We start from the raw sequence: 22,601 nt of genomic DNA, 5'->3' as shown, positions 1-22,601 counted from the left end.
AAAGCCAAGTTGCTGTAATAACAGGTCTAAGAAATCGAATATGATTTGCCGGGCAGGATCAATATTTAAGTGGTGACAGACTCTATAAATCGATACCAAAAATAACAGCGATATCAGGTAAAATAGCGTCTATGACAGACTCTAGCAAACCGACGCCGCGTAAGATTATCCACCTCGATATGGACGCCTTTTATGCCAGTGTAGAACAGCGCGATTTCCCTGAACTCCGTGGCAAGCCTTTAGTAGTTGGTGGCGACCCTAAAGGACGCGGTGTGGTCGCTGCGGCCAGTTATGAAGTGCGCCAATTCGGTGTGCGCTCGGCAATGTCGTGCTACGAAGCCCGCAAACGTTGTCCAGATGTGATATTTGTACCACCACGTTTTGAGGTATATCGTTCAGTCAGCGTCCATATTCGAGAGATTATGCAGAGCTTGACCCCAAAGGTTGAACCCTTATCTTTAGATGAGGCTTATCTGGATGTTACTGGACTACAAGTGCATCAAGGTTCAGCAACCCTAATGGCCAATTGGCTACGGGCGCAAATATTAGAGCAAACAGGACTGACCGCGTCTGCAGGTGTCTCATTCAATAAAATGCTGGCCAAAATTGCTTCTGATCTTAATAAGCCTAATGGGACAGCGATTATCACCCCAGAGGCTGCCGATGCCTTTATTAGCACACTGCCTATTGAGCGCTTTCATGGTATTGGCAAAGCAACGGCCAAACGTTTGCATGCTTTGAATATTCGTACTGGTGCTGACCTACGACGGACGCCGGCAGCAGTATTGGTATACGAGTTTGGCAAGCGCGGACAGTTTTATCATGATATTGCTCATGGTCGAGATGAGCGTCCCGTTAAATCTGAGCGTCAACATAAATCTGTCGGCTCTGAGACTACTTTTAGGGAAAATTTAGATAGTGATCATGAGCTACGAGCGCAAATTTACGAACAAAATTCTGACGCCTTTGGCCAAATGTACAATAAGCAGCTGATTGCCTATACCATCACTCTCAAGATTAAGTATGCTGATTTTACCCAGATTACACGTTCACACACCGTAGCTACGGCTTTTGTCAGCGTCGAATCCGCACATTATTGGTTAGACAAGTTATTTTTAGACATTCCGCGTACCTTGTCTATTAGGCTAGTCGGTGTAACCTATTCTTCATTAACGCCTGCCACGCAAGTTCTACCGCAGTTAAGATTATTTGAATGATATTATTTGTTAATCTAAGTTCTCCAAAAACTCTTATTTATTGAAAAACTATCATTCAAGTGGTCATCCGACTATTCTGTCTATGTTATTTTTTGCTTAGGCTATTTATCTTATTGACTATTAGTGTCATGACTCACGAATGCCACGGAATTTATCACGCTATAGCCCCATTTCTGCTAAACTAACGCCAAAATATCCATCTATTTAAAGACTCATTATGACCCACTCTCACACTGTAATTACTGAAAATAATGCCAATACCAATGACTCCCTTGTAGAGTATTTGAGTGTGGCGGATTATGATTATGAGCTACCTGATAATCTGATTGCGCGCTATCCGTTGGCGCAGCGTTCAGCCTCAAAGTTGCTATACGTGCCCACTAGCGTTCAGACAACATCTACCAGTCAGCCAGAAGATCACCTATTTACTGAGCTGCCCGACTTACTGCATGCGGGCGATTTGATTGTGTTTAACGACACTAAAGTTATGAAAGCACGACTGTTCGGCAATAAAGACACGGGTGGCAAGATTGAAGTATTGATTGAGCGTTTAATAGATAGTACTGATTCCCGTTCAAAGCCTATTAGCAGCGAGTCAGATACTAATAACGAGCCACTACCTAAGAGGCAACATGTCGCGCTATGCCATATAAAAGCCAGTAAAGCCCCTAAACTTGGTCAACGTTTGGTACTTGCTGACGGTCATATGCATTGTGAGATGATTGGACGCCAAGACAACTTGTTTATTCTAGCCTTTGATGCGCCCATTTTACCTAATCTCGAATGTTATGGTGAACTACCCATCCCGCCCTACTTTGAGCGCCATGCAGACGCCACTGACAATACCCGTTATCAAACTGTTTTTCATGACCCTGCTAAGCTTGCCAGCGTCGCAGCGCCCACGGCCAGCTTACATTTTGATGAGACAGTATTAAATATGCTAGCCGCAAAAGGCATCAATACCGCTTTTGTTACCTTGCACGTCGGTGCTGGTACTTTTGCACCGGTAAAAACCGACAACCTGCTTAATCATACTATGCATAGTGAATATGCACATCTACCACAAGCCACCGCGGATCTAATCAATCAAACGCATGCTAATGGCAGACAAGTTATAGCCATTGGTACTACCGTGACGCGCGTTCTTGAAACGGCTTATCAAAAAACAGCCGTGAAAGGTCAAGCACTTTCTAGTTGGTCTGGAGATACTGATATCTTCATTTACCCCGGGTTTAAGTTTGGGGTTATTGATCGCTTATTAACCAATTTTCATCTCCCTAAGTCCACCTTGTTAATGCTAGTATCCGCATTTTCAGGTAAAGAATCCATCGAAAATGCTTATCAACATGCCATTGATACCCAGTATCGATTTTTTAGTTACGGCGACGCCATGTTACTCGACAAAGTTGAAAGTTAAGCCCAGCTTGGGCATAGTGGTCACGGCTACTATGAAATAAATGGGTAAACTAAACAGTATTTTGTCATAACAACTTAAATAACTTAAATAACTTAAACAACTTATATTGTGCTGGGCTTTAATAACCTAAATCTTAACAGTTAATTGCTTCAAACCAATCAGTATAAAGGGCGGCGCATGTCTTGGGAGTTACCTCATCGCTTGGCCACCGTTCATCGTGCAGTGTCAATAACACTACTCTGTTCAGTGAGCTCGGTGGTAATATCAATTGCTGCACAAGCGGCAACTATCGGTAAGACAAGAGTGATGTCCGCTCAGTATGAGCCTTTAGCGGCTAATATTATAATTAATAATATTGAGGCATCTTATTTTTCAGCCAGCCTGGCAAATCCCGTTGTTTACCAGCAGATGGGCCTAACGCCTACCGACTCAATCACAGTGCGCTTTCAGCTTACCTCGTCCAATACGGGGCTGTTACTTATCAGTACGACTCAACCGATATCTGAGCCATTTGTTGATATAGTTTTGACTATTAATGATGGCGGTCAACGCAAAGTTATTCCTAAAACATTGCTCATGCCTCTTAATGACAACCTGTCGATTCAAACAGATAATACCCTCATCACAGGTGCACAAAGGCCAAGTTTGGCCGTAAGTTCAGTCAATAGTGCTAAACCGCTGACCATTAGACCAGGTACACCACCTTCATTAATATCACCTAGGTGGTCAATGCCCAATGTTCAGACATCATCTCAAGCTCAAACGTTAATCTTGTCGACAGCAGTAATGCCGACGCTACCAACAAATAACCTGACTAATGCTCCTAATACCACTACTATTGATCTCAGCACTCCTAGTATTTACTTGAATAACAGTACGCCAGTGGCGGGTATAACAGATAAACAGCTCGACATCTTAAACATACAAGTGACACGGCAAATAAAGCCTGCTGCTTTTATTGATCAAGACCCCGGTCAGCTCAGAGCCAATGCTCAGCTAAACCTACCCAGTTATAGTGTGATTTCATCACAACAAGGGTCTAAACATAGAGATATTGGCAACTCTCAAGTCGCCACAGCAACGCACTACTAGTCAAGCTAAGTGTTTATCAAAGACTGACGGTGCTCTTAATAACTATATTGGTAGTAATCACACTAATAATGGCTATACTAAAAAACGGCCATTACAAAAGCAAAAACTTACTGGGCTGCAAGCTCGTCTCAACAAATTACGCGATCAATAAGTGCCTAGCTGATTAACGCAGCATGCTGCCGGTAAAAATCTTAGGTGTGGGAGTAACTATGGATAATATGCTATATATCATCGCTGGACTGGTACTTATTTTACTAATAGCCGTAATGGTGCTGCGTAAAAACAAAGCCCAGAAACGACCTGCACAGCGAGCTATGCAGATCGGTAGGAATGCTGCAGCCAATGCACCAATATCATCAACATCAAAAATGTATAACATAAATCCTGCTCAGAACGGATCTAGCAGCGCAAACAGGTTTGACAACATTACTATCGCTTTACGCTTTATGGATCAACAGCGTTATGACAAAGCTATTGAAACCCTAAATCGTGGTCTAATTGAAAAACCTGACGACAACCAACTGTTGCTCCAGTTACTTAACGTCTATGCTACGATTAATCAACCTGATGATTTTTATAGAACCTACGATGCTATAAAAGCCCATAGCGATGTAGCAACTATTGAGCACGCTGATGCGTTACGGGCATTGTTTGCCGAAGAGCACAATCAAGCAATATCTCCAGGCTTAACAGCAGCTAGTATCAACAGCGTTAACTTTGAAAGCTTAGAGTTTGACTTGCCCGCCACCCAAACTAGCACTCCTAACGTTAATGCAGATACTGTTTTTGATACGCTCGCTACTGAAAACAACACTAATATAGAAACGGGTATACCTAGCAGGCATTCAGTACCTAGCGAACGTTCAGAACCTGTCGATAATACCAACGATATGACCGCTACTGACGCTAATATGGATGATATTTTTGATCTTACCCTAGATGATTTAGAGGCCGATGATCCGGCAGCTGATAGTTTAGAGACTGAGGCCGCTGAGCCAGACGCTACTAACTTCACGCCAGTCGATCCATTAGATGCTGCCGATGCTGTCAATTCATTAGATACTACGGATGAATCCCTTATGACACCCGCTAACCAGGACCTAGATATTATTAAAAATACTGATGACGACGATTTTAGTCTTGATGTAGACTTTGATTTTGATTTTGATTTACCTGAGCAATCAGACTCTACTCCTGTGAGCCCAGTAACCGTTGATGGCCATCTAGAAGAAATTAACTTGGACGAGGATGATGATTTTGTCTTAGATTTTGCAGAGTTAGCAGCTGATGTTGACGTAGATGCTGATGCTGATGCTGATGCTGATGCTGATGCTGATGCTGATGCTGATGCTGATGCTGATGCTGAAAGTAGCACCGCTACCGATGCTTCTGTTCTAGTCATAGAAGAAGATTTTATATTATCCTTGGACAGTACTGACATATTAGATCTGAACTCTGATGCGACAACGGACTCGCCAAAAGTAACCCTCCCAGTCGAGACTGAGAAAAATGCGACTGTAAACGCTGGTAGTACTGGTGCGCTCAAAAACGATGGTGAAGATATTAGAAACCCTATTAGAGATAGTGTTAGAGACACTGTTAACACTGAAACGGCGGCAGACTTTGCAGCGCGTTTTGCAGCAGACTTTGATTTTATTAAAACGTTAGATAGTCATCAAGTGACTTTAGATTTAGCCGGTCAATACTTAAAACTGGGTGAATATGATAGTGCCAAACGTTTGCTTAATGAAGTGATAACCCTAGGTAATAACGAACAGCAACATCAAGCACAGGTGCTGCTCGACCGCACAGCTTAAAAAGCGCTGCTATAATTAGTGTTAGTAAGTATTTTATAATATTAGGATACTTGCTCATGCTTTATTTAAAATCTATTTTACTATTACCCTGTCAACCTGTTTATTATTATTAATCTGACTTCTATTAACCACTTTTCACTTTTTTATTATTGCGCTAATACTATGTCCTTATCCTCTATCGTAACAACGGCATCTAACCCCATTCAGCTTATTTATGCTGGTGGTACTTTTGGTAGCTATGGGCGGCCGTTAACGCCGTTGTCAGCAGAAGTTTTTTTGCCCACATTGCAACAACTGCTTGCTGAGCATAATGATACCGCAAGACTGCCTGCTATCTCATGGTTAGATAACACCTTAATCAAAGACAGCAGCCAGCTGACCCCTAGTGACTTTACACACTTTTATAAGTTACTATTAAAGGCCTATGAGCAAGGACATCGGCGTTTTGTCTTAATAACGGGTACCGATACCTTAAGTTATCTGGGCGCTTTTTTAGCGGAGGCCTTTGCAGGTAGTGATCTTTGTTTAGTCGTTACCGGCAGTATGAGCCCGTTATTAGACAGTGAAATACTTCAACAATATAGCGTTGATGCCAGTAGTGATGCTTGGGACAATCTCAACGAGTCGTTAAGGGTAGCCGCTGCGGGAGAATCAGGCGTCAAGATTAGCTTCGGCGGTGAGTCGTGGGCGGCGCAAACGGTACAAAAAATACACAGCCATGACTTTATGGCCTTTACCGGTCACTCGCGGGCCGCTTATCCGGCGAACAGTTATATTAAGTCACTGCCAGCTACCCGGCAGCAACACTGGATTGATGATCAAAATGCAGTATTAGACAACATCCAAACCCGAGCTGAGCAAGCGCACGTACACGCCTTATACTGCCTACCAAATGATCCTGACATGTTGAGCAATCAGCTACAAGCATTATTAATACAGCCGCCATGTGGCATTATATTGTTAGGCTTTGGTGCCGGTAATGTGCCTTATTCATCAACGCTAGCGGAAACCCTACAGCTCGCCTATGAGCGAGGTCACATGGTAATATGTGCCAGTCAATGTCCGTTCGGCGGGGTCAGTGACAGTTATGCTGCTGGCAGTTGGCAATACGATTATCACGTTATCGCGGGTGGACGCTTAACCATTCCTGCTATTTATGCGCGATTACTGTGGTTATTACTGCGTTATGATACGCCTGCACGGCGGCGACAGCGCTGGACACATAGCGTCAATCAGACGGGCATAACCATTAAAAAACGGTAGGCCTAAACGATACTTTTTAATTAAAATAAACATGTATCAAAATACCTATGGATGCTATTAGCACGTATGCTAAGTATCTATTACCAGTATCTATTACCAGTATTTATTACCAGTATTTATTGCCAGTAACTATTATAAGTGTTGTGACCCTCCATTATGCCTGACTCTACAAGCCCCAAATCTGCAATGTCTGACTATAAGATGCCTGATTATAAAATGCCTGACTATAAAGTGCCTGGACTGACCAATCCTGAATACGCAGTGTCTCAAGATAAACCCACTTATACGTTAGCGATTGCTATTGAGTTTTTGGGTACCCATTATCACGGCTGGCAACGGCAAAAAGAAGTGTTGGGGGTACAACAAGCGCTAGAAACCGCTATCAGTAAAGTGGCTAATGAGCCAGTAGAAGTCATCGCAGCAGGACGTACCGATGCCAGTGTCCATGCCAGCAACATGATTGCCCATTTTGTCACCCATGCTTATCGTCCGACTCGGAACTGGTTACGCGGGGTCAATAGCCTGCTGCCTGGTGATATTGCGCTGCGATGGATTCAACCGATGCCGGACGACTTCCATGCACGGTTTGGGGCGATTGCCCGTCGTTATCGCTATATTACCCTTAACCAACCCCAGCGCCCTGCGATACTGAATCATCAAGTCACCCATATCTACGAGCCTCTTGACTTGGCAGCAATGCAACTTGCTGCCGCTGACATTGTCGGCACACATGATTTTAGCAGCTATCGTGCGGCAGCCTGTCAATCCAATCAACCCGTGCGTACCATCAGCCATGCTAGGCTTTTTACCCATGGCCAATTTATCGTCTTTGATATCCAAGCAAATGGCTTTTTGCATCACATGGTGCGTAACCTGATGGGCACCCTATTCGCTATTGGCAAACATGACTTACAACCGGCCGACTTTCTAAACATTTTGGCCAAAAAAGACCGCACTATTGCACCATCAACTGCTTCTGGGGATGGCCTATACTTTATTAATGCCTATTATCCAGAGATTTATCAGCAGCTATTACCTAATCCGCCATTGACTCCTATTTGGCTCAATCTACCTGATTGAGCTAATGTTCGATTGACATACATAACACTTACAAGCTGTCAAGTAAAAATAGGGTATTTTGTTGCTTTAACGCGCCAACTTACGTATAATGTGGGCTTGTTTTTCTACTGATTGATATGAATTATGGCTAAAAATGACGAAATTATGGAGTTCGAAGGCGAAGTCATCGACACTCTTCCAAATACCTTGTTTAAAGTTCGTTTAGAAAACGGACACGAAATTATTGCGCACATTTCAGGAAAAATGCGTAAACATTACATCCGTATTTTAACTGGTGATAAGGTTAAGGTTGAGATGACACCTTACGACTTATCTAAAGGTCGCATTACTTACCGTGGCAAAAACTAATTTGTCGACTGCAAGCTAGTCTGTATAAGACTAAAGTATTAGCAGTATCAGTTATTGAATAGTTTGATTAACCGACTGTTACCACTATCTGGGTAGTCTAACTGACAATAATAACGACAATGATAATCTGCTTATGATTAGCTATTTATATCAGCGTTCAAAGCATTCACTCAGCATTTTGAATTAGTATTGAATGGATGACGAACGCTAAATAATAGTTAGATATATCAACTATCTACTGGTAAGAGTTTGTTTAATAACTGACGTTATATTTGTACCACTCGATCATATTTTTACCTTTAATAATGCATCTTTATTCATAAAAATACCGCTAATTATCAGCGGTATTTTTGTGTGTGATGTTAAATTTTTAACGGCTGTCTTCTAAATAAAAGCTATTCGATAGTGCACCAACCAAGCTGGATCAAAAAATACAGTACTGAAGCAAAGCTCTGAAACAAAGCTCTGAAACAAAGCTCTAAAATAAAGCACCGAAGCGTCTATTTATCGTTAGTTTTTACTGGAACGCTACGGTAGCGCCGTTTTGGATAGTGCCTAATAAAGCCAGCGCGTCCCAATTAGTCAAGCGTACACAGCCTGCTGACGCCTGCCGACTAATGCGTGCAGGATCTGGTGAACCATGAATACCATATGTTGGCTTGCTGAGGCCAATCCATACCGAGCCTACTGGGTTATTAGGGCCTGGTGGAATAATTAACTTGCTACCATCATCCTGAGTATAGGTATAATTAGGCTCGTAAACTTTAACTTTGACCTTATGAGTACCTGATGGCGACGGCGTTGCTGTACTCCCCACTGTGGTCGGATAGCTCGCAATTAGAGTGTCCTTATCATCATAAGCGTATAGGGTTTGAGTGGTTCTATCAGCGACCACTCGGCTGACCGGCTTGGTATTAGGCGTACTTGGATTGTAAACAGTGATTACCTCACCCGCGCTAAAGCTAGCATTAGGATTCAATGACTTAAGATAGCTTTCGCTCATATGAAATTTTTCTGCCAGTCCTTCGAGTACACTTTCATAATACATACCATCAAGTTTGGCCTTGGCTTCTGAACTTGTCGGAATAGTGGTCATTTTAATGTTGATGTCTGCATCGCCAAGCTGATAATTGACCAGTACTGGCTGTGCCATAAGCTTTTCACTCTTAGTCAGTGCTTGCCACGTTTCATCGTTGAGGGTCTCTGTAATGGTCAGACCGCGCGCCATTTGAAATGCTTGCATGGCCTTACGAGTATTTTTGCCCCAATAGCCATCAACAGGGCCAACCCCACTTTGCTGCCAATTAAGTAGTGCTTGAAGTCTGGTGCCGGTGCTGCGGTTTATTTTTACGGCTGCTTTCCAATTGGCTGCATTGACCTTCTTTGCGGTAGTAGATAAATTTTCTGTCGTATACTTAATAGTAGGCAAAAACTTATTAGGAGAAACCACTGTTCTGACATTACCACTTGGTTGTTGGCCAATACTATTGGTCACCGGACTAATATCACTATTGTTTTGGGCTGTTACGGTAGAGTCAGTATTTTGAGTGTTTTCGGTGAGATTATCATTTTGGGTAGGTGTGTTAGGATTATTACCTTGGGCCACTTTAACATCTTGAGCATTTGATTTAGGATCAACCGCTGTTTGCGTGTCAACGGCGCTATCATTGATATCAGTATTATCATTGATATCAGTACTGTTGATGCTATCGGTGCCGTCTGCATTACCGTTAGCCATGAATAAAACCGTAGAAAGCCCTACCGCTGCTATCGCCACACTAACTTTTATTAATTTATACATAAATGACCTCTACTATTCATTAATCATGCCATATCCCTCCACGTCAGGATATAACCACTTTGTGTTAATAACTGGCAACTCGTGCGGCATCTCTGTTAATACTAGTCCTTTTAAGACTACCATTAAACACTATAAATTCGGTCGACGTAATCCTTAATTTTTTATATAGAGGTTACTATAATTGTTTGAGGCTTCAGCACAGATATAAAAAATCCCATAAATTACCAAGCAATTTATGGGATTTAAGACGATAAACCGTAAACGCTTTATGAGCCGTTTTTTATACCAATTTAGCCAATACCGCCTGACCCATCTGTTGACAGCCTACCTGGGTTAATCCAGCTTCACTGTTGTCAAGAATATCAAGGGTACGCAGTCCATCGTCAAGTACATCGCTAACTGCTTGCTCAATGGCTTGCGCGGCTGCTTCATGCTTAAAGGTATAACGCAGCATCATTGCTACAGATAGGATAGTCGCCAAAGGATTGGCTTTATCCTGACCGGCGATATCAGGCGCTGAACCATGACAAGGCTCATACATCCCTTTGCCATTTTCATCCAAACTGGCAGAGGGTAACATGCCAATAGAACCTGTCAGCATCGCCGCTTCATCTGACAAGATATCGCCAAACATATTACCTGTTACCATAACGTCGAACTGCTTAGGATTACGAATCAGTTGCATACAGGCATTGTCTGCATACATGTGTGATAAGGTCACATCAGTATAATCCGCTTCCTGCATAGCCGTTATAGTCTGCTTCCACAACTCAGTGACTTCTAAGACATTGGCCTTATCAATTGAGCACACTTTAGCAGGACGTCCTGCTGCTTGAGCACGAGTTTGCGCCATCTCAAACGCTACTTTACCAATACGTTTGATTTCGCTAGTGCTGTACACCATGGTATTATAGCCTTGCTGCTCACCATTCTCTAAAGTGCGAATACCACGTGGCTCACCAAAATAAATACCACCAGTCAACTCACGAACGATCAGTAAATCCAGACCTGAAATAATCTCAGGTTTGATACTCGAAGCATTAACCAGCTGTGGATATAATTTGGCGACCCGTAAATTGGCAAATAAGCCAAGCTCGCTACGAATCTTGAGTAAGCCGCGTTCAGGACGTTTACTGCGCTCAATACTGTCCCACTTAGGCCCGCCAACTGCTCCTAATAGTACTGCATCTACTGCTCGAGCACGGCTTAACGTGTCTTCCGGCAACGGTTCGCCGGTGGCATCAACAGCGGCACCACCGATCAATCCTGACTCCAGCGTTAAATCTAACGCAAACTTCTTATTGACAGCTTGTAGCACGTCAATGGCCTGGGCCATAATCTCAGGACCAATACCATCGCCTGCTAATGTTAATATCGTTGCCATGCTAATCCTTGTGACTGAGTTAATAAAATAAGAAATGAGTAGATAAAAGGACTCATTGAGCTAAATATACTATCGGCTCAATGAGTCCTTTTGTTTATATCGTTGTTATATATGGACTACCTTGATTAATATTACCGGCTCTATGTACGGGCTCGATGAACGCAGTTGATATCAGTATTTACTAACGTTTAAACACTCAGTAGCATCAACACCTATAGGCTATTACCTTAAATTTTGACCGTTACTTTATTATTAATTACCGGTTGAGTGACTATACTGGTTTCTACAAACTCGCCTTGATTGTCAGTATCTGACTGCTTACAAAAACGGCGCTGTAAAATATTATCTTTTAGCAAGTCAATGCATAAAGGTTCGGGTGATGCTGCTTCTAGTAAACTACCGTTGACCTGGGTTGATTTATGGCGATAAGCGCGCAGCAGATACGTCCCTGACTCTTTGAATTCATCGATCATGGCAAAACGTTCAATATAGTCAACATTATTTTCAGGATAAAAATTGATGTGTATTTCACGCTTTATGGGTTTGACACGCGCATAATAATTAAACAGACCATCAATACCAGAGGCTGATAAGGGTACTATTTTCACTGATTTATTATTTACCAGTGGTATCGTGTCCATTTGTATTTGCGCTTGCTCACTTTTACTGAGCCTAGCGTAATGTACTCCATTGGCGCTCGACATAGAAATCAACATCGAAGGATCAACAGGCTGATGGGTATCCGTTGCTATTACTGATGTTTGGTCGATTCGAGTGATCTCGCAGTGGTAGGTTCCCGCACAAGCAATATTAACTTCGCCACTAATGAGTATGACTTGGCCCGCCCAATCTCCAGCACTGGCCTCTTCCTCTATTTGCTGATAGCCAGTCAATAGCTGACAGCCGGATAGCAATAAGCTTGCGGCCACGGCAGTACTTGCAAATACAGCATAACTTTTTTTATTCATAAGGACGGCTACTGTTCATATAAAAGTGAAAAGACACGTGACATGCTATCTAGGGGTACTTAAAGCTTATAGGTTGTATTCATTTTAGCCAGTTCGTCGGCATAACTCAACGCCGCAACCCTAATTGACTGCCTTTTATTCACACTTATAGCCATAGCCCTACTAATATAGTGAAATTAGCAGGGTGGACTTAACTATTAAGTTAATAGCCGTATCGATTATCAGACTTGCAGTGACAGTTACGCGCGCACTTCGTTGAAGATCCAGGGAGTGGTTTGCATCATCTTAGCTTCATACTCTTTGATCGCATCCCCTTGCTGTAATGTTAAGTCGATATCATCAAGACCGTTCAGTAGGCAATGCTTGCGAAAGGCTTCAACCTCAAAAGGATATTCTTCACCAGCTGAGGTAATGACCACTTGTCGTTCTAGATCGGCGGTTAGCTTGTAACCTTCATTAGCGAATGTTGCTTGCATCAAAGTATCGACGATCCCTTCGGCCAAAACGATAGGCAGCATGCCATTTTTGAAGCAGTTATTATAAAAAATATCAGCAAAACTGGGGGCAATGACCGTACGAAAACCATACTCTGAAAGTGCCCACGGTGCATGCTCACGGCTCGAACCACAGCCAAAGTTTTTGCGCGCCAGCAAAATATTGGCACCTTGGTAACGCGGCTGATTTAGAATAAAGTCCGGATTGATAGGGCGTTTGCTGTTGTCCTGACCAGGATAGCCTTCGTCAAGATAACGCCAGTCATCGAACAAATTGACCCCAAAGCCCGTACGTTTAATAGACTTTAAGAACTGCTTAGCAATAATTTGATCGGTGTCAACATTCGAGCGATCAAGCGGGCAGACAATACCAGTTTGAGTGTTATAAGCTTGCATAATAATTTCCTATAGATCATGGGTCTTATTGAGTAAAGAGTGATGCATATTATTAATTGCACCATCCTTCACGCTAATAGTAGGCATTTACCAATAATAGGCATTTACCAATAATTGGCATTTACCGAATATCAGGGACAAATAAAGCCTAAAAAGTGCGCACATCGACGAAGTATCCTGCCAAGGCGGCGGCGGCAGCCATCGCTGGACTCACTAAATGAGTACGTCCGCCATTACCCTGACGACCCTCAAAGTTACGGTTAGAAGTCGACGCACAATGCTCTTGGGGTTCAAGCTTATCCGCATTCATCGCCAAGCACATCGAACAACCTGGCTCACGCCACTCAAAACCAGCATCTGTAAACAAGGTATCTAGACCTTCTGCTTCCGCTTGCAACTTCACTTGTCCTGACCCTGCTACCACAATCGCTTCTTTAATACTGTCTGCAACCTTGCGACCTTTAATGACTGCTGCCGCATCACGCAAATCTTCTATACGCGAGTTGGTACACGAGCCAATAAATATTCGATCAAGTTGGATATCCGTAATTTTCTGCCCTGCTTGCAAGCCCATATAAGTATAAGCGCGTAGCCAGCCTTCTTCTTGCGCCGCATCCACTGCTTGATCAAGGGTTGGTACTGATTGGGTGATGTCCACTACCATCTCAGGTGACGTACCCCAAGACACTTGCGGTGCTATTTGGCTGCCATCAATCTCGACCACGGTATCAAATTCTGCATCATCATCTGAATAGAAGGTCCGCCAATGAGTTTCTGCTTGCTGCCATTGTTCAGCAGTGGGCGCATAAGGACGACCTTTGACATAATCAATCGTTATGTCATCAACTGCTACCATACCAACACGCGCACCGGCTTCAATCGCCATATTACAGACGGTCATCCGCCCTTCCATACTCATATCTTCAAACACTGATCCGGCGAACTCAATAGCGTGCCCTGTGCCACCCGCGGTACCGATTTGCGCAATAATAGCCAACACCACATCTTTTGAGGTGATGCCAGCACTTAGCTTACCGGTGACCCGAACTTGCATATTTTTCATTTTTTTAGTGATCAAGCACTGAGTCGCTAATACATGCTCAACTTCAGAAGTACCAATGCCATGTGCCAGACAGCCAAGCGCACCGTGAGTGGCGGTATGTGAATCACCACAAACCACGGTCATGCCTGGTAGCACCAAACCTTGTTCAGGGCCAACCACGTGTAAGATGCCTTGGCGGGCATCATTGATCGTAAACTCGGCGATGTTGAATTTAGCACAGTTATCGTCTAGGGTGACTACTTGCAGGCGTGAGACCTTGTCCTTAATACCGGTCACCCCTTCTAAGCGCTCTTTGGACACGGTCGGAACGTTGTGATCAGGACTGGCAATGTTGGCAGACAATCGCCATGGCGCTCTATTAGCGAGCTCCAAACCTTCGAATGCTTGCGGACTAGTCACCTCATGTAACAGATGGCGGTCAATATAAATTAGGCTTGAGCCATCATCACGTTTAGTGACTTCGTGAGCATTCCAAAGTTTGTCATATAAAGTTTGACCGGCCATTTTACTATCCTTTATTAGTTGCTAATCGCTTAGCTTGATATTCATTACTGCTTATATATTATAAGCTGAGTCTCTCTTTAGGTACTGTCGTTCTTTGAGCATGGTTGTGTTTGGGCGTTGGCGTCGTATTGCTAACGTATATTACCTTATAGTCGATAGCTTTTATGGCGCGATAGTAATTTATAGAAGGGCAATACTCTTTATCAGAATACCGAATCGTTTATCAAATGGTTTATCAGATCGTCATCATAAGGCTGACATAATAAAAATGTCAAAAAGTGTCTAGATACCTTGTGATTATAGCAGCCTAATCCTATAATAATAATTGATGATTTTTGCCCAGTCACAAACTTTTATTTCTAAGACGTTTTGACTGGGTCAGCCAACTTTTATTTATAGCTCGTATTGCAGCTAAGGACACCGGTTTGAATACTACTAATTTGACGACGTTTGTGACAGTTATGCACACTGGCAGTATTTCAGGCGCAGCAGAAAAGCTGTTTATTACTCAGCCTGCTGTCAGTAAGCGGATCAAAAACCTAGAAGAAGAGTTCAAAATTACCTTATTTGATACCGTAGGTCGCGGTATTGTGCCGACCCAAGCGGCCAACGAAATGCTGCCGCACGCCAAACGTTGGTTGGATGATTATGAAAACTTCAAGATTAACCTACAACACTCCCAACATATTGTATCCGGTAAGTTGGTTATCGGCACCAGTCATCATATTGGCTTGCATCACTTAGCACCCGTATTGAAGCATTTTATCCAAACTTATCCAGCGGTACAGCTAGAAGTACATTTCGTTGATTCGGAAACAGCGCACAAAGCAGTATTAGATGGCGATTTGTCTTTGGCTTTTTTGACCCTGCCGCCAGTTTATGACAAGCGCTTAACTTATCATGCATTATGGTCAGACCCACTGTATTTAGTGACCGGCACCTTATCGCCACTAGCGAAGAAAAGTGACGTCACTTTAGAGCAGTTGGCACGTTATCCTGCTATCTTGCCGTCCGCAAATACTTTTACCAGTCAGATTACCTTAGCTGAATTTGCCAAGCATAATCTAAAACCTTATGCCACCATGAGTACCAATCCACTTGAATCTATTCGAATGTTGGTATCCGTTGGTCTGGGTTGGTCAGTATTGCCGCAAACCTTGATCAGTCAAGACTTAGAACGCATAAATATGGCAGAAAATATTGAGCTGCAACGCTACTTAGGTGTCGTCACCAACCCAAAACTGACCAAGTCTAGTAGCGTTACCGCTTTATTGGATCTGCTTGCGCCCATTGAATAAATCTTGCGCCCATTAAATAAATATAGTGTCGCTGGCTAAAGCCACGTAGGAAGTCTGACTGGCTTTAACCAGATAAGAGCTTTATTCGCAATTATAGCTTTCTTACGTTATAATGCCTTAATCTGATGTTTTATAACATATCATTACCAAAGTGATACTGATAGTTATATATTGAATAGCTTGAGTAAGTTATCATGGCACTGAAGCTATAATTACTCTCAACAATAGTACAGTTAAACAATAGTGTACTTTTTAAATGCCTATTACTTTTTCTATACTATGTTGTCTAATTTATGTTATCTAATTTCAGAATAACAAACACTAATTTTAGAATAAATAGTTTTTATAGTAGATAGAGACAACGCTAATATAAAAACTATCGATAATATAATTAACGGTTTTAAATGATTGATTTTATCAGCGGCTAATATATGTGGTTGGTTGAGTAGGAATACCGGATCGGTTATTTCTGTTACTCCCAACACATTACCTCGGCAGAATCGACTTAGATAGGGTTATCCCTAAAATAGTATCAATCATATAAAACTAAGCGCAATTATTTATCATAATTTAAGAGCCATTATGTCCTACTTAATGGCTTTTCTTGTCTTTAGACGTTGTTCTTGAACCTGGTCTTTGAAGATTAAAGTTTTATAGTTAGATATAATTAAAGTCAATCTGTTGGCTAAGGACAGTTATATGAATGGGATTTCTACTGGCGTACTAGTATCGTTAGGCGCCTACTTTCTAGTAATGATCGGCATCGGCATTTATGCTTACTTTAAGCAGGCCAATGATACAGAAGGCTATATGCTTGGTGGCCGTAACTTAGGCCCCGCAGTAACCGCGTTATCCGCTGGTGCATCAGATATGTCTGGTTGGTTGTTACTCGGTCTACCAGGTTATATGTATGCTGACGGGGTCGTTAGTATTTGGATTGCTCTCGGCTTAACGACTGGTGCTTTTTTAAACTACATCATTGTCGCACCGCGTCTACGTGTTTATACCGAGATTGCTGATAATGCGATTACCTTGCCAGATTATTTTGCTAACCGCTTTGAAGATAAGTCGCACATGCTACGCGTTATCTCAGCGATCGTTATTATTCTATTCTTTACGGTTTACACTGCAGCCAGCTTAGTTGGTGGTGGTAAACTCTTTGAAAGTTCGCTCAACCTACCGTACACGACTGGTCTTTGGGTCACGGCTGGCGTGGTTGTCGCTTACACCTTATTCGGTGGCTTCTTAGCAGTATCAATGACTGACTTTGTGCAGGGCATTATTATGCTGTTTGCGCTGGTTATCGTACCCGTGGTTGCTTTCACTGATCTTGGTGGTATTGCAGCGGTTACTGAGTCCGTCAGAAACATTGATCCGACCCTACTGAATATTACCAGCGGCATGACGCTTTTTGGTATTATTTCACTGCTGTCATGGGGCCTCGGCTATTTTGGCCAGCCGCATATCATCGTCCGCTTTATGGCTATTCGCTCAGTTAAAGAAGTACCAACCGCGCGTAATATTGGTATGAGCTGGATGATCGTCAGTCTAATTGGTTCTTTGGCGACTGGTTTCGCTGGTCGTGCTTATGTACAAAAAACTTCAATGACCTTGGATGACCCTGAGACTATCTTCTTGGTATTCACTCAGTTCTTATTCACGCCATTGGTTTCAGGTTTCTTATTAGCAGCGATTTTAGCAGCGATTATGAGTACCATCTCATCACAATTATTAGTGGTCTCAAGCTCACTGACTAAAGATGTCTATAAGTTATTTTTTGACAAAGACGCACCAGAAGCGCGCCAGGTGATGGTTGGCCGTATCTCGGTAATATTAGTCGCTGTGATTTCGATCTTTGTCGCATCCGACCCAGAAAGCTCTGTACTGAATCTCGTATCTAATGCTTGGGCAGGATTTGGTGCCGCATTTGGACCATTAGTAATATTTAGCTTAATATGGCGCGGTATGAACCGTAACGGTGCTGTTGCCGGTATGGTCGTCGGTGCCTTGACTGTTATTATATGGACATATGGTCCTTTCGAGTACAATGGTATGGCGCTTAACAGCTGGTTATATGCGATTGTTCCCGGTTTTGCCCTCAGTACTATTACCATCTTTGCGGTTAGTATAATGACCGGTGGTCCAAAACCTTCAGTCTCAGCGAAGTTTAAAGAAATGGAAATGAATTTAAATGAATAAGATACTAACTTGAATGAGCGTAGTAACCTGTTTACTACCTTGATTGAATGTTAATGCCCTTATTAAGAAAAGCCTCGTTACTTTTATAGTAGCGGGGCTTTTTGTTGGGTGTTATTAGTATGAGATTAAGAGATTAGAATTTGTAGTTGTACAAATATCGATAAGAATAGCGGCAACTCCGCTTATCTCCCTGTTATCATTTTCAGCTCTGGGTTCCGATATGACCAACCTGCTATGGCGTTAATACTGAGTAAACGATTACCGGTTACAATCGGCAGCCATAATACATTGATAATATATTCATGATACCTTAACGATACGGCGAGAATATTTCACATCATACCCTTATCTCTTAGACCAGATAGTCTATATTTAAATCAATCCATAAAAAAGCGACCCATAATGGGTCGCCTTTTTTGCATTGGATAATAGCGTTAACGCTATTCTATTTTGTCTTAACGCTAAGCCATTCTAGTTAAAGCTTTGTTTTGCTTGATAAGATAGCTTCACACCGACGATATAGCCATCATTATCTTGGAAATCGCCAACAATTTTGTCACTTGGTAATTGACCTTTAGCATCACCGAACCATAAGTACTTGCCGCCCGCTGATACGGCAACGGTTGGGGTTACATTGTACTTGGCGCCGAGACCAACACTATAATAGCCCTCGACAGGACCTAATGACGTGGTAGGATCGCCAGCACCACTGTCCCAGCCTACAGTACCACTTAATGCAAGTGCTGGTGTTAGACGTTTAGCAAGACCGACCTCTACTTGATATTGGTCATCTTCATACTCAACCAAATTCAAACCATCAGGACCATAGGACCTTTTACTAACATCATTATACAACGGTGGCGTGATAGCAAAGTCACTCCATGGCACCCAGCGCACTTTAGCGGTTGCTAATGTGGTTGGATTGATACCAGTTTGAAAGTCGAAGTTGACTGATTTTGGTGTCGTTATTTCCATTTCATTACTCTGAACTGGGTTAATACCCAAGGCAGCAGCTACTGGGTATTGCTCAGCAATATTCATCTTATGATCAATCTCAGATCGATAGGTTAGAGCAGCCTTTAAGGCAATTTCAGGCTTGCTATACGACACACCCGCTAAATAACCATAGTCTTGATCTGGACTAATATGTGAAGTGTAACCCGTGGCTGGACCATATGCAGTGCCACGTAGCTTCACATCCGCTTGAATGCGCTGAGCAACTGGACCGCCGTAGATTTGGAAATTTTTATTGGCACCAAATTTCATACCAAGAATAGCAGTGATATTTTCACTACGCACTTCGACGTTGGTACCCTCTCCTGCAGTACCTACTTCAGCTGCTGCTATTGCTTGTGCAGTACGAAGCGCTGTTATTCCAGCTGTGACCGCATCTATATCCTCTGGGGTAGAAGAGGGTCCCAAACTACCACCTAACTCAGCAATTCTATCCTCAACACCTTCATTGTCTGAACCTGTTAGGTCTGTAAGAATAGCATCAACGTCACCTCTTGATACAAAACTATTATCCCCACTATAAGCTGCAGCAGCACCAAAAGGCTCGTCATATAAGATACCAACACTAAAGGTATCATTGATGTCGGCTTTTACCCCGTAACGGAAGAAGTCATAAGACTCAGCAATATCACCGGTTTTTTTGCCACGCTCATAAGTGTTAGAGTTAGGATCATCATTAGCGCTATCATAACCACTAACGTCAGCATCGATATAGGTGTAAACTGCCTCAGCGTATACGCCGTCTTGTAAGAATGCGGTCATATCTTGACCTGAGCGATCAAGACCGGCGGCATTACCCATGCTAGCCATAGAAAAAGCAGTAATAGCTACAGCAAGAGTTTTTAAGTGAAAGGTAGGTCGCATTGTGTATCTCCAAACATCCGCATTGTTTTATCGTTACGATAATCAGCAGGTGATGGTGATGCACACTAGTTGCTGGTTGTTGTAACGATGTCCTGATTCGAATAGTAATATCTTTTTAACAGGAAGACAACGACTAAAACACTTTATTTCCCTAATATGACTGAACAGTACAGATAGCATATAAGCAAGTGTCTGTCTTAAATATGCAGTAACTTAGCTTATTGCTTACCCCTAAATCACTCCTTTTATCACTCAGTATTGAACGCTTTTATGTAATGAGTTATCTTCCCTGAGGCGCTAACAAAAAGCTTCATAGCTAAATTTTATCTTCTGCGATATTATTTATTTTTAATAATTCAACATAAAAAAAGCGACCCATAATAGGTCGCTTTTTGACTCAGACAGTAGTATTAACTTAAGATAGAGTTAATACTCAAACCGTCTAGTTAAATTTTTGTTGTGCTTGGTAAGACAGCTTCACACCAACGATATAGCCATCATTGTCTTCAAAGTTACTAACGGTAGCTTTGCTTGGGATTTGGCCTTCAGCATCACCGAACCATAGGTATTTGCCACCCGCTGATACGGCCCAGCTTGGAGTGACGTTATACTTGGCGCCCAGACCTACACTATAATAGCCCTCAATAGGACCTAAAGAAGTTGTTGGGTCACCCGCACCACTATCCCAACCGACAGTCCCGCTGACTGCGAGTGCTGGAGATAAACGTTTAGCCAAACCTAACTCTACCAACCATTGATCCTTATCATAACTAACTAAATCGAAACCTTCATCAGGAATGCCTTGCACACCCAATGCTGGTAATTTCTTGCTAGTCTCATTATATAACGATGGCGTAATCGCAAAATCACTCCATGGCACCCAACGTACTCTTGCAGTCGCTAACATGGTAGGATTAATACCCGTTTGGAAATCAAAGTTCACAGACTTAGGCGTGGTGATCTCAATGGTATCGCTTCTAGTTGCCGGAAGTCCAGGACCGAATGGGGGTGGATTAGCAGCAAAAGGATAGAGTTCAGATGCTTGCGTATTATGTTCAATCTCAGAACGATAAGTTAATGCTGCCTGTAAAGCAATTTCAGGCTTACTATAGGATATACCCGCTAAATAACCGTAATCCTGATCCACATTAACATTTAGAGTATAACCATTAGCAATACTATAAGCAGTACCACGTAGTTTTACATCCGCTTTGACACGCTGGGCTACTGGACCGCCATACACTTGGAAATTCTTATTTTCACCAAGTTTTGCACCGATGATACCGGTGATGCTTTCAGTACGTACTTCTACATTAGTACCTTCACCATTTGCATCCACAAAGTTATTATCACCGCTATAATCAGCCGCCGCACCGAAGGGCTCATCATATAAAATACCCACGCTAAAAGTATCGTTGATATCCGCTTTTACGCCATAACGGACAAAATCATAAGATTCTGCGATATCGTCAATCTTATTTTTATTATCTGTTTTATCATAACCACTCACATCAGCATCAATATAAGTATAGCTGGCTTCAGCATACAATCCATCTTGTAGGAATGCGGTGATGTCTTGACCTGAACGATCAAGACCGGCCGCACTGGCTACACTGGCTGCAGAAAAAGCAGTAACGGCTACTGCTAGATTTTTAAAATTAAAGGTAGGGCGCATTGTCACTCTCCAAACATCCATATTGTTTTACCGCTACCTCAAACCTGATTTGGCTAGCGATATTTGAAGTGCAAGATACTAATGCCTTTTAGGCACTAAGACAACTGCAAAAACACATTATCTCTCTATTATGACTGAGTAGTCACAGGGTGATAACTATGGCTACAAACCCTACTGTAATGACAAACCCAGTTAATGGTCAAATCAATTTAGCTAGCATTTATTAACCAGTATTTGCTACCAGTATTTGCTACCAGTATTTGCTAATAGTGTGGTGGTCTGTCTGCCACCGCATCGAACGGGGCAATACCACTGTCTGCATTCTGGTTTTCAACTTGCTTATAGACCAGCTGTAGCTGACGTTGTAACTCTCGGATATGCTTATCTTGCCGAGTAATAACCTCATCGAGTCGCTCTACGGTCAGCTCAAGATGTGCCATATTCATTTGTAACTCAATCACTTGTGCTGCTAGCTCAGTTTGTGCCATTGCGGTCTCATATTAAAATGGTGGGTTTTATTTATGTGGTAAGAAAAGATATTTAATTTTCTAAAATCATTGTATCTACAGGGTTTCGCGTATGGCACTGTGAATAATACCGATGACTATTCGGGTCAAAATGATAGATCAAGATATTTAGCTCCATAGGTAGTTAACAGCTTCTTATTTGATAGCTTACAATTGATAACTCCCTAGTAGCCTACTAGT

The 22,601-nt window shown here is 42.5% G+C and carries 17 protein-coding genes; 9 read left to right on the top strand and 8 right to left on the bottom strand.

The window, feature by feature from the left end:
- The first annotated feature begins 131 nt into the window (after nt 1-131).
- The 7 genes from dinB (at nt 132) to infA (ending at nt 8,234) form a co-directional block, all read left to right on the top strand.
- Nucleotides 132-1,217, top strand: coding sequence for a DNA polymerase IV (dinB, locus tag H4W00_RS06995; RefSeq protein ID WP_209956857.1), 1,086 nt, complete (start codon nt 132-134; stop codon nt 1,215-1,217).
- Between the two features lie 217 nt (nt 1,218-1,434).
- Entirely contained in the window at nt 1,435-2,634 is a 1,200-nt protein-coding gene (queA, locus tag H4W00_RS06990) for a tRNA preQ1(34) S-adenosylmethionine ribosyltransferase-isomerase QueA (RefSeq protein ID WP_209956856.1), read from the top strand.
- Between the two features lie 177 nt (nt 2,635-2,811).
- The gene (locus tag H4W00_RS06985; protein ID WP_334684900.1) at nt 2,812-3,726 is read left to right on the top strand and encodes a type IV pilus assembly protein FimV; all 915 of its coding nucleotides are present in this window, start codon (nt 2,812-2,814) and stop codon (nt 3,724-3,726) included.
- 209 nt (nt 3,727-3,935) lie between these two features.
- Entirely contained in the window at nt 3,936-5,543 is a 1,608-nt protein-coding gene (locus H4W00_RS06980) for a FimV/HubP family polar landmark protein (RefSeq protein ID WP_209956855.1), read from the top strand.
- Nucleotides 5,544-5,705: 162 nt separating this feature from the next.
- On the top strand, nt 5,706-6,806 hold the full coding sequence (locus H4W00_RS06975) for an asparaginase (protein ID WP_209956854.1): 1,101 nt from the start codon (nt 5,706-5,708) through the stop codon (nt 6,804-6,806).
- Between the two features lie 216 nt (nt 6,807-7,022).
- Nucleotides 7,023-7,886, top strand: a complete 864-nt coding sequence (gene truA / locus H4W00_RS06970) for a tRNA pseudouridine(38-40) synthase TruA (protein ID WP_209959027.1) — start codon at nt 7,023-7,025, stop codon at nt 7,884-7,886.
- 123 nt (nt 7,887-8,009) lie between these two features.
- Nucleotides 8,010-8,234, top strand: coding sequence for a translation initiation factor IF-1 (gene infA / locus H4W00_RS06965; protein ID WP_209956853.1), 225 nt, complete (start codon nt 8,010-8,012; stop codon nt 8,232-8,234).
- Nucleotides 8,235-8,751: 517 nt separating this feature from the next.
- On the opposite strand, the gene H4W00_RS06960 is transcribed toward infA, so the two are convergent.
- The 5 genes from H4W00_RS06960 to leuC all read right to left on the bottom strand — a co-directional run bounded on the left by H4W00_RS06960 (nt 8,752) and on the right by leuC (nt 14,844).
- Complete coding sequence (locus H4W00_RS06960; protein ID WP_209956852.1) at nt 8,752-10,035, bottom strand: L,D-transpeptidase family protein; 1,284 nt, start codon at nt 10,033-10,035, stop codon at nt 8,752-8,754.
- Between the two features lie 280 nt (nt 10,036-10,315).
- Entirely contained in the window at nt 10,316-11,419 is a 1,104-nt protein-coding gene (leuB, locus tag H4W00_RS06955) for a 3-isopropylmalate dehydrogenase (protein ID WP_209956851.1), read from the bottom strand.
- Nucleotides 11,420-11,646: 227 nt separating this feature from the next.
- On the bottom strand, nt 11,647-12,387 hold the full coding sequence (locus tag H4W00_RS06950) for a hypothetical protein (protein ID WP_209956850.1): 741 nt from the start codon (nt 12,385-12,387) through the stop codon (nt 11,647-11,649).
- A 239-nt stretch (nt 12,388-12,626) separates the two neighbouring features.
- The gene (gene leuD, locus H4W00_RS06945) at nt 12,627-13,277 is read right to left on the bottom strand and encodes a 3-isopropylmalate dehydratase small subunit (protein ID WP_209956849.1); all 651 of its coding nucleotides are present in this window, start codon (nt 13,275-13,277) and stop codon (nt 12,627-12,629) included.
- A 148-nt stretch (nt 13,278-13,425) separates the two neighbouring features.
- On the bottom strand, nt 13,426-14,844 hold the full coding sequence (gene leuC, locus H4W00_RS06940) for a 3-isopropylmalate dehydratase large subunit (protein WP_209956848.1): 1,419 nt from the start codon (nt 14,842-14,844) through the stop codon (nt 13,426-13,428).
- Between the two features lie 425 nt (nt 14,845-15,269).
- On the opposite strand from leuC, the gene H4W00_RS06935 reads away from it, so the two are divergent.
- Both H4W00_RS06935 and putP read left to right on the top strand, forming a co-directional pair.
- A complete protein-coding gene (locus H4W00_RS06935; protein ID WP_209956847.1) occupies nt 15,270-16,142 on the top strand; it encodes a LysR family transcriptional regulator in 873 nt (290 codons plus the stop codon).
- Between the two features lie 699 nt (nt 16,143-16,841).
- Nucleotides 16,842-18,341 carry a sodium/proline symporter PutP gene (gene putP, locus H4W00_RS06930; protein ID WP_209956846.1) on the top strand — a complete coding sequence of 500 codons (1,500 nt, stop codon included), beginning with the start codon at nt 16,842-16,844 and terminating at the stop codon, nt 18,339-18,341.
- A gap of 471 nt (nt 18,342-18,812) precedes the next feature.
- Here the strand turns inward: putP and H4W00_RS06925 are convergent, their stop codons facing one another.
- From H4W00_RS06925 to H4W00_RS06915, 3 genes are all read right to left on the bottom strand, one after another.
- Nucleotides 18,813-20,219 (bottom strand): OmpP1/FadL family transporter, encoded by a 1,407-nt coding sequence (locus tag H4W00_RS06925; RefSeq protein WP_209956845.1) that lies wholly within the window; start codon nt 20,217-20,219, stop codon nt 18,813-18,815.
- Between the two features lie 442 nt (nt 20,220-20,661).
- The gene (locus H4W00_RS06920; protein ID WP_209956844.1) at nt 20,662-21,894 is read right to left on the bottom strand and encodes an OmpP1/FadL family transporter; all 1,233 of its coding nucleotides are present in this window, start codon (nt 21,892-21,894) and stop codon (nt 20,662-20,664) included.
- Between the two features lie 263 nt (nt 21,895-22,157).
- Nucleotides 22,158-22,382 carry a SlyX family protein gene (locus tag H4W00_RS06915; protein WP_209956843.1) on the bottom strand — a complete coding sequence of 75 codons (225 nt, stop codon included), beginning with the start codon at nt 22,380-22,382 and terminating at the stop codon, nt 22,158-22,160.
- Nucleotides 22,383-22,601: the final 219 nt, after the last annotated feature.

Source organism: Psychrobacter sp. PL19, assembly GCF_017875835.1.
Classification (GTDB): domain Bacteria; phylum Pseudomonadota; class Gammaproteobacteria; order Pseudomonadales; family Moraxellaceae; genus Psychrobacter.
This window is presented reverse-complemented; position numbering and strand designations above follow the sequence as displayed.

Excerpts from the sequence above, each read along its gene's own strand:
- infA (WP_209956853.1), top strand. The coding sequence starts at position 8,010 with ATGGCTAAAAATGACGAAATTATGGAGTTCGAAGGCGAAGTCATCGAC.
- H4W00_RS06980 (WP_209956855.1), top strand. The coding sequence starts at position 3,936 with ATGGATAATATGCTATATATCATCGCTGGACTGGTACTTATTTTACTA.
- putP (WP_209956846.1), top strand. The coding sequence starts at position 16,842 with ATGAATGGGATTTCTACTGGCGTACTAGTATCGTTAGGCGCCTACTTT.
- queA (WP_209956856.1), top strand. The coding sequence starts at position 1,435 with ATGACCCACTCTCACACTGTAATTACTGAAAATAATGCCAATACCAAT.
- H4W00_RS06920 (WP_209956844.1), bottom strand. The coding sequence starts at position 21,894 with ATGCGCCCTACCTTTAATTTTAAAAATCTAGCAGTAGCCGTTACTGCT.
- H4W00_RS06975 (WP_209956854.1), top strand. The coding sequence starts at position 5,706 with ATGTCCTTATCCTCTATCGTAACAACGGCATCTAACCCCATTCAGCTT.
- leuC (WP_209956848.1), bottom strand. The coding sequence starts at position 14,844 with ATGGCCGGTCAAACTTTATATGACAAACTTTGGAATGCTCACGAAGTC.
- dinB (WP_209956857.1), top strand. The coding sequence starts at position 132 with ATGACAGACTCTAGCAAACCGACGCCGCGTAAGATTATCCACCTCGAT.
- leuD (WP_209956849.1), bottom strand. The coding sequence starts at position 13,277 with ATGCAAGCTTATAACACTCAAACTGGTATTGTCTGCCCGCTTGATCGC.
- H4W00_RS06950 (WP_209956850.1), bottom strand. The coding sequence starts at position 12,387 with ATGAATAAAAAAAGTTATGCTGTATTTGCAAGTACTGCCGTGGCCGCA.
- H4W00_RS06985 (WP_334684900.1), top strand. The coding sequence starts at position 2,812 with ATGTCTTGGGAGTTACCTCATCGCTTGGCCACCGTTCATCGTGCAGTG.
- leuB (WP_209956851.1), bottom strand. The coding sequence starts at position 11,419 with ATGGCAACGATATTAACATTAGCAGGCGATGGTATTGGTCCTGAGATT.
- H4W00_RS06960 (WP_209956852.1), bottom strand. The coding sequence starts at position 10,035 with ATGTATAAATTAATAAAAGTTAGTGTGGCGATAGCAGCGGTAGGGCTT.
- H4W00_RS06915 (WP_209956843.1), bottom strand. The coding sequence starts at position 22,382 with ATGGCACAAACTGAGCTAGCAGCACAAGTGATTGAGTTACAAATGAAT.
- truA (WP_209959027.1), top strand. The coding sequence starts at position 7,023 with ATGCCTGACTATAAAGTGCCTGGACTGACCAATCCTGAATACGCAGTG.
- H4W00_RS06925 (WP_209956845.1), bottom strand. The coding sequence starts at position 20,219 with ATGCGACCTACCTTTCACTTAAAAACTCTTGCTGTAGCTATTACTGCT.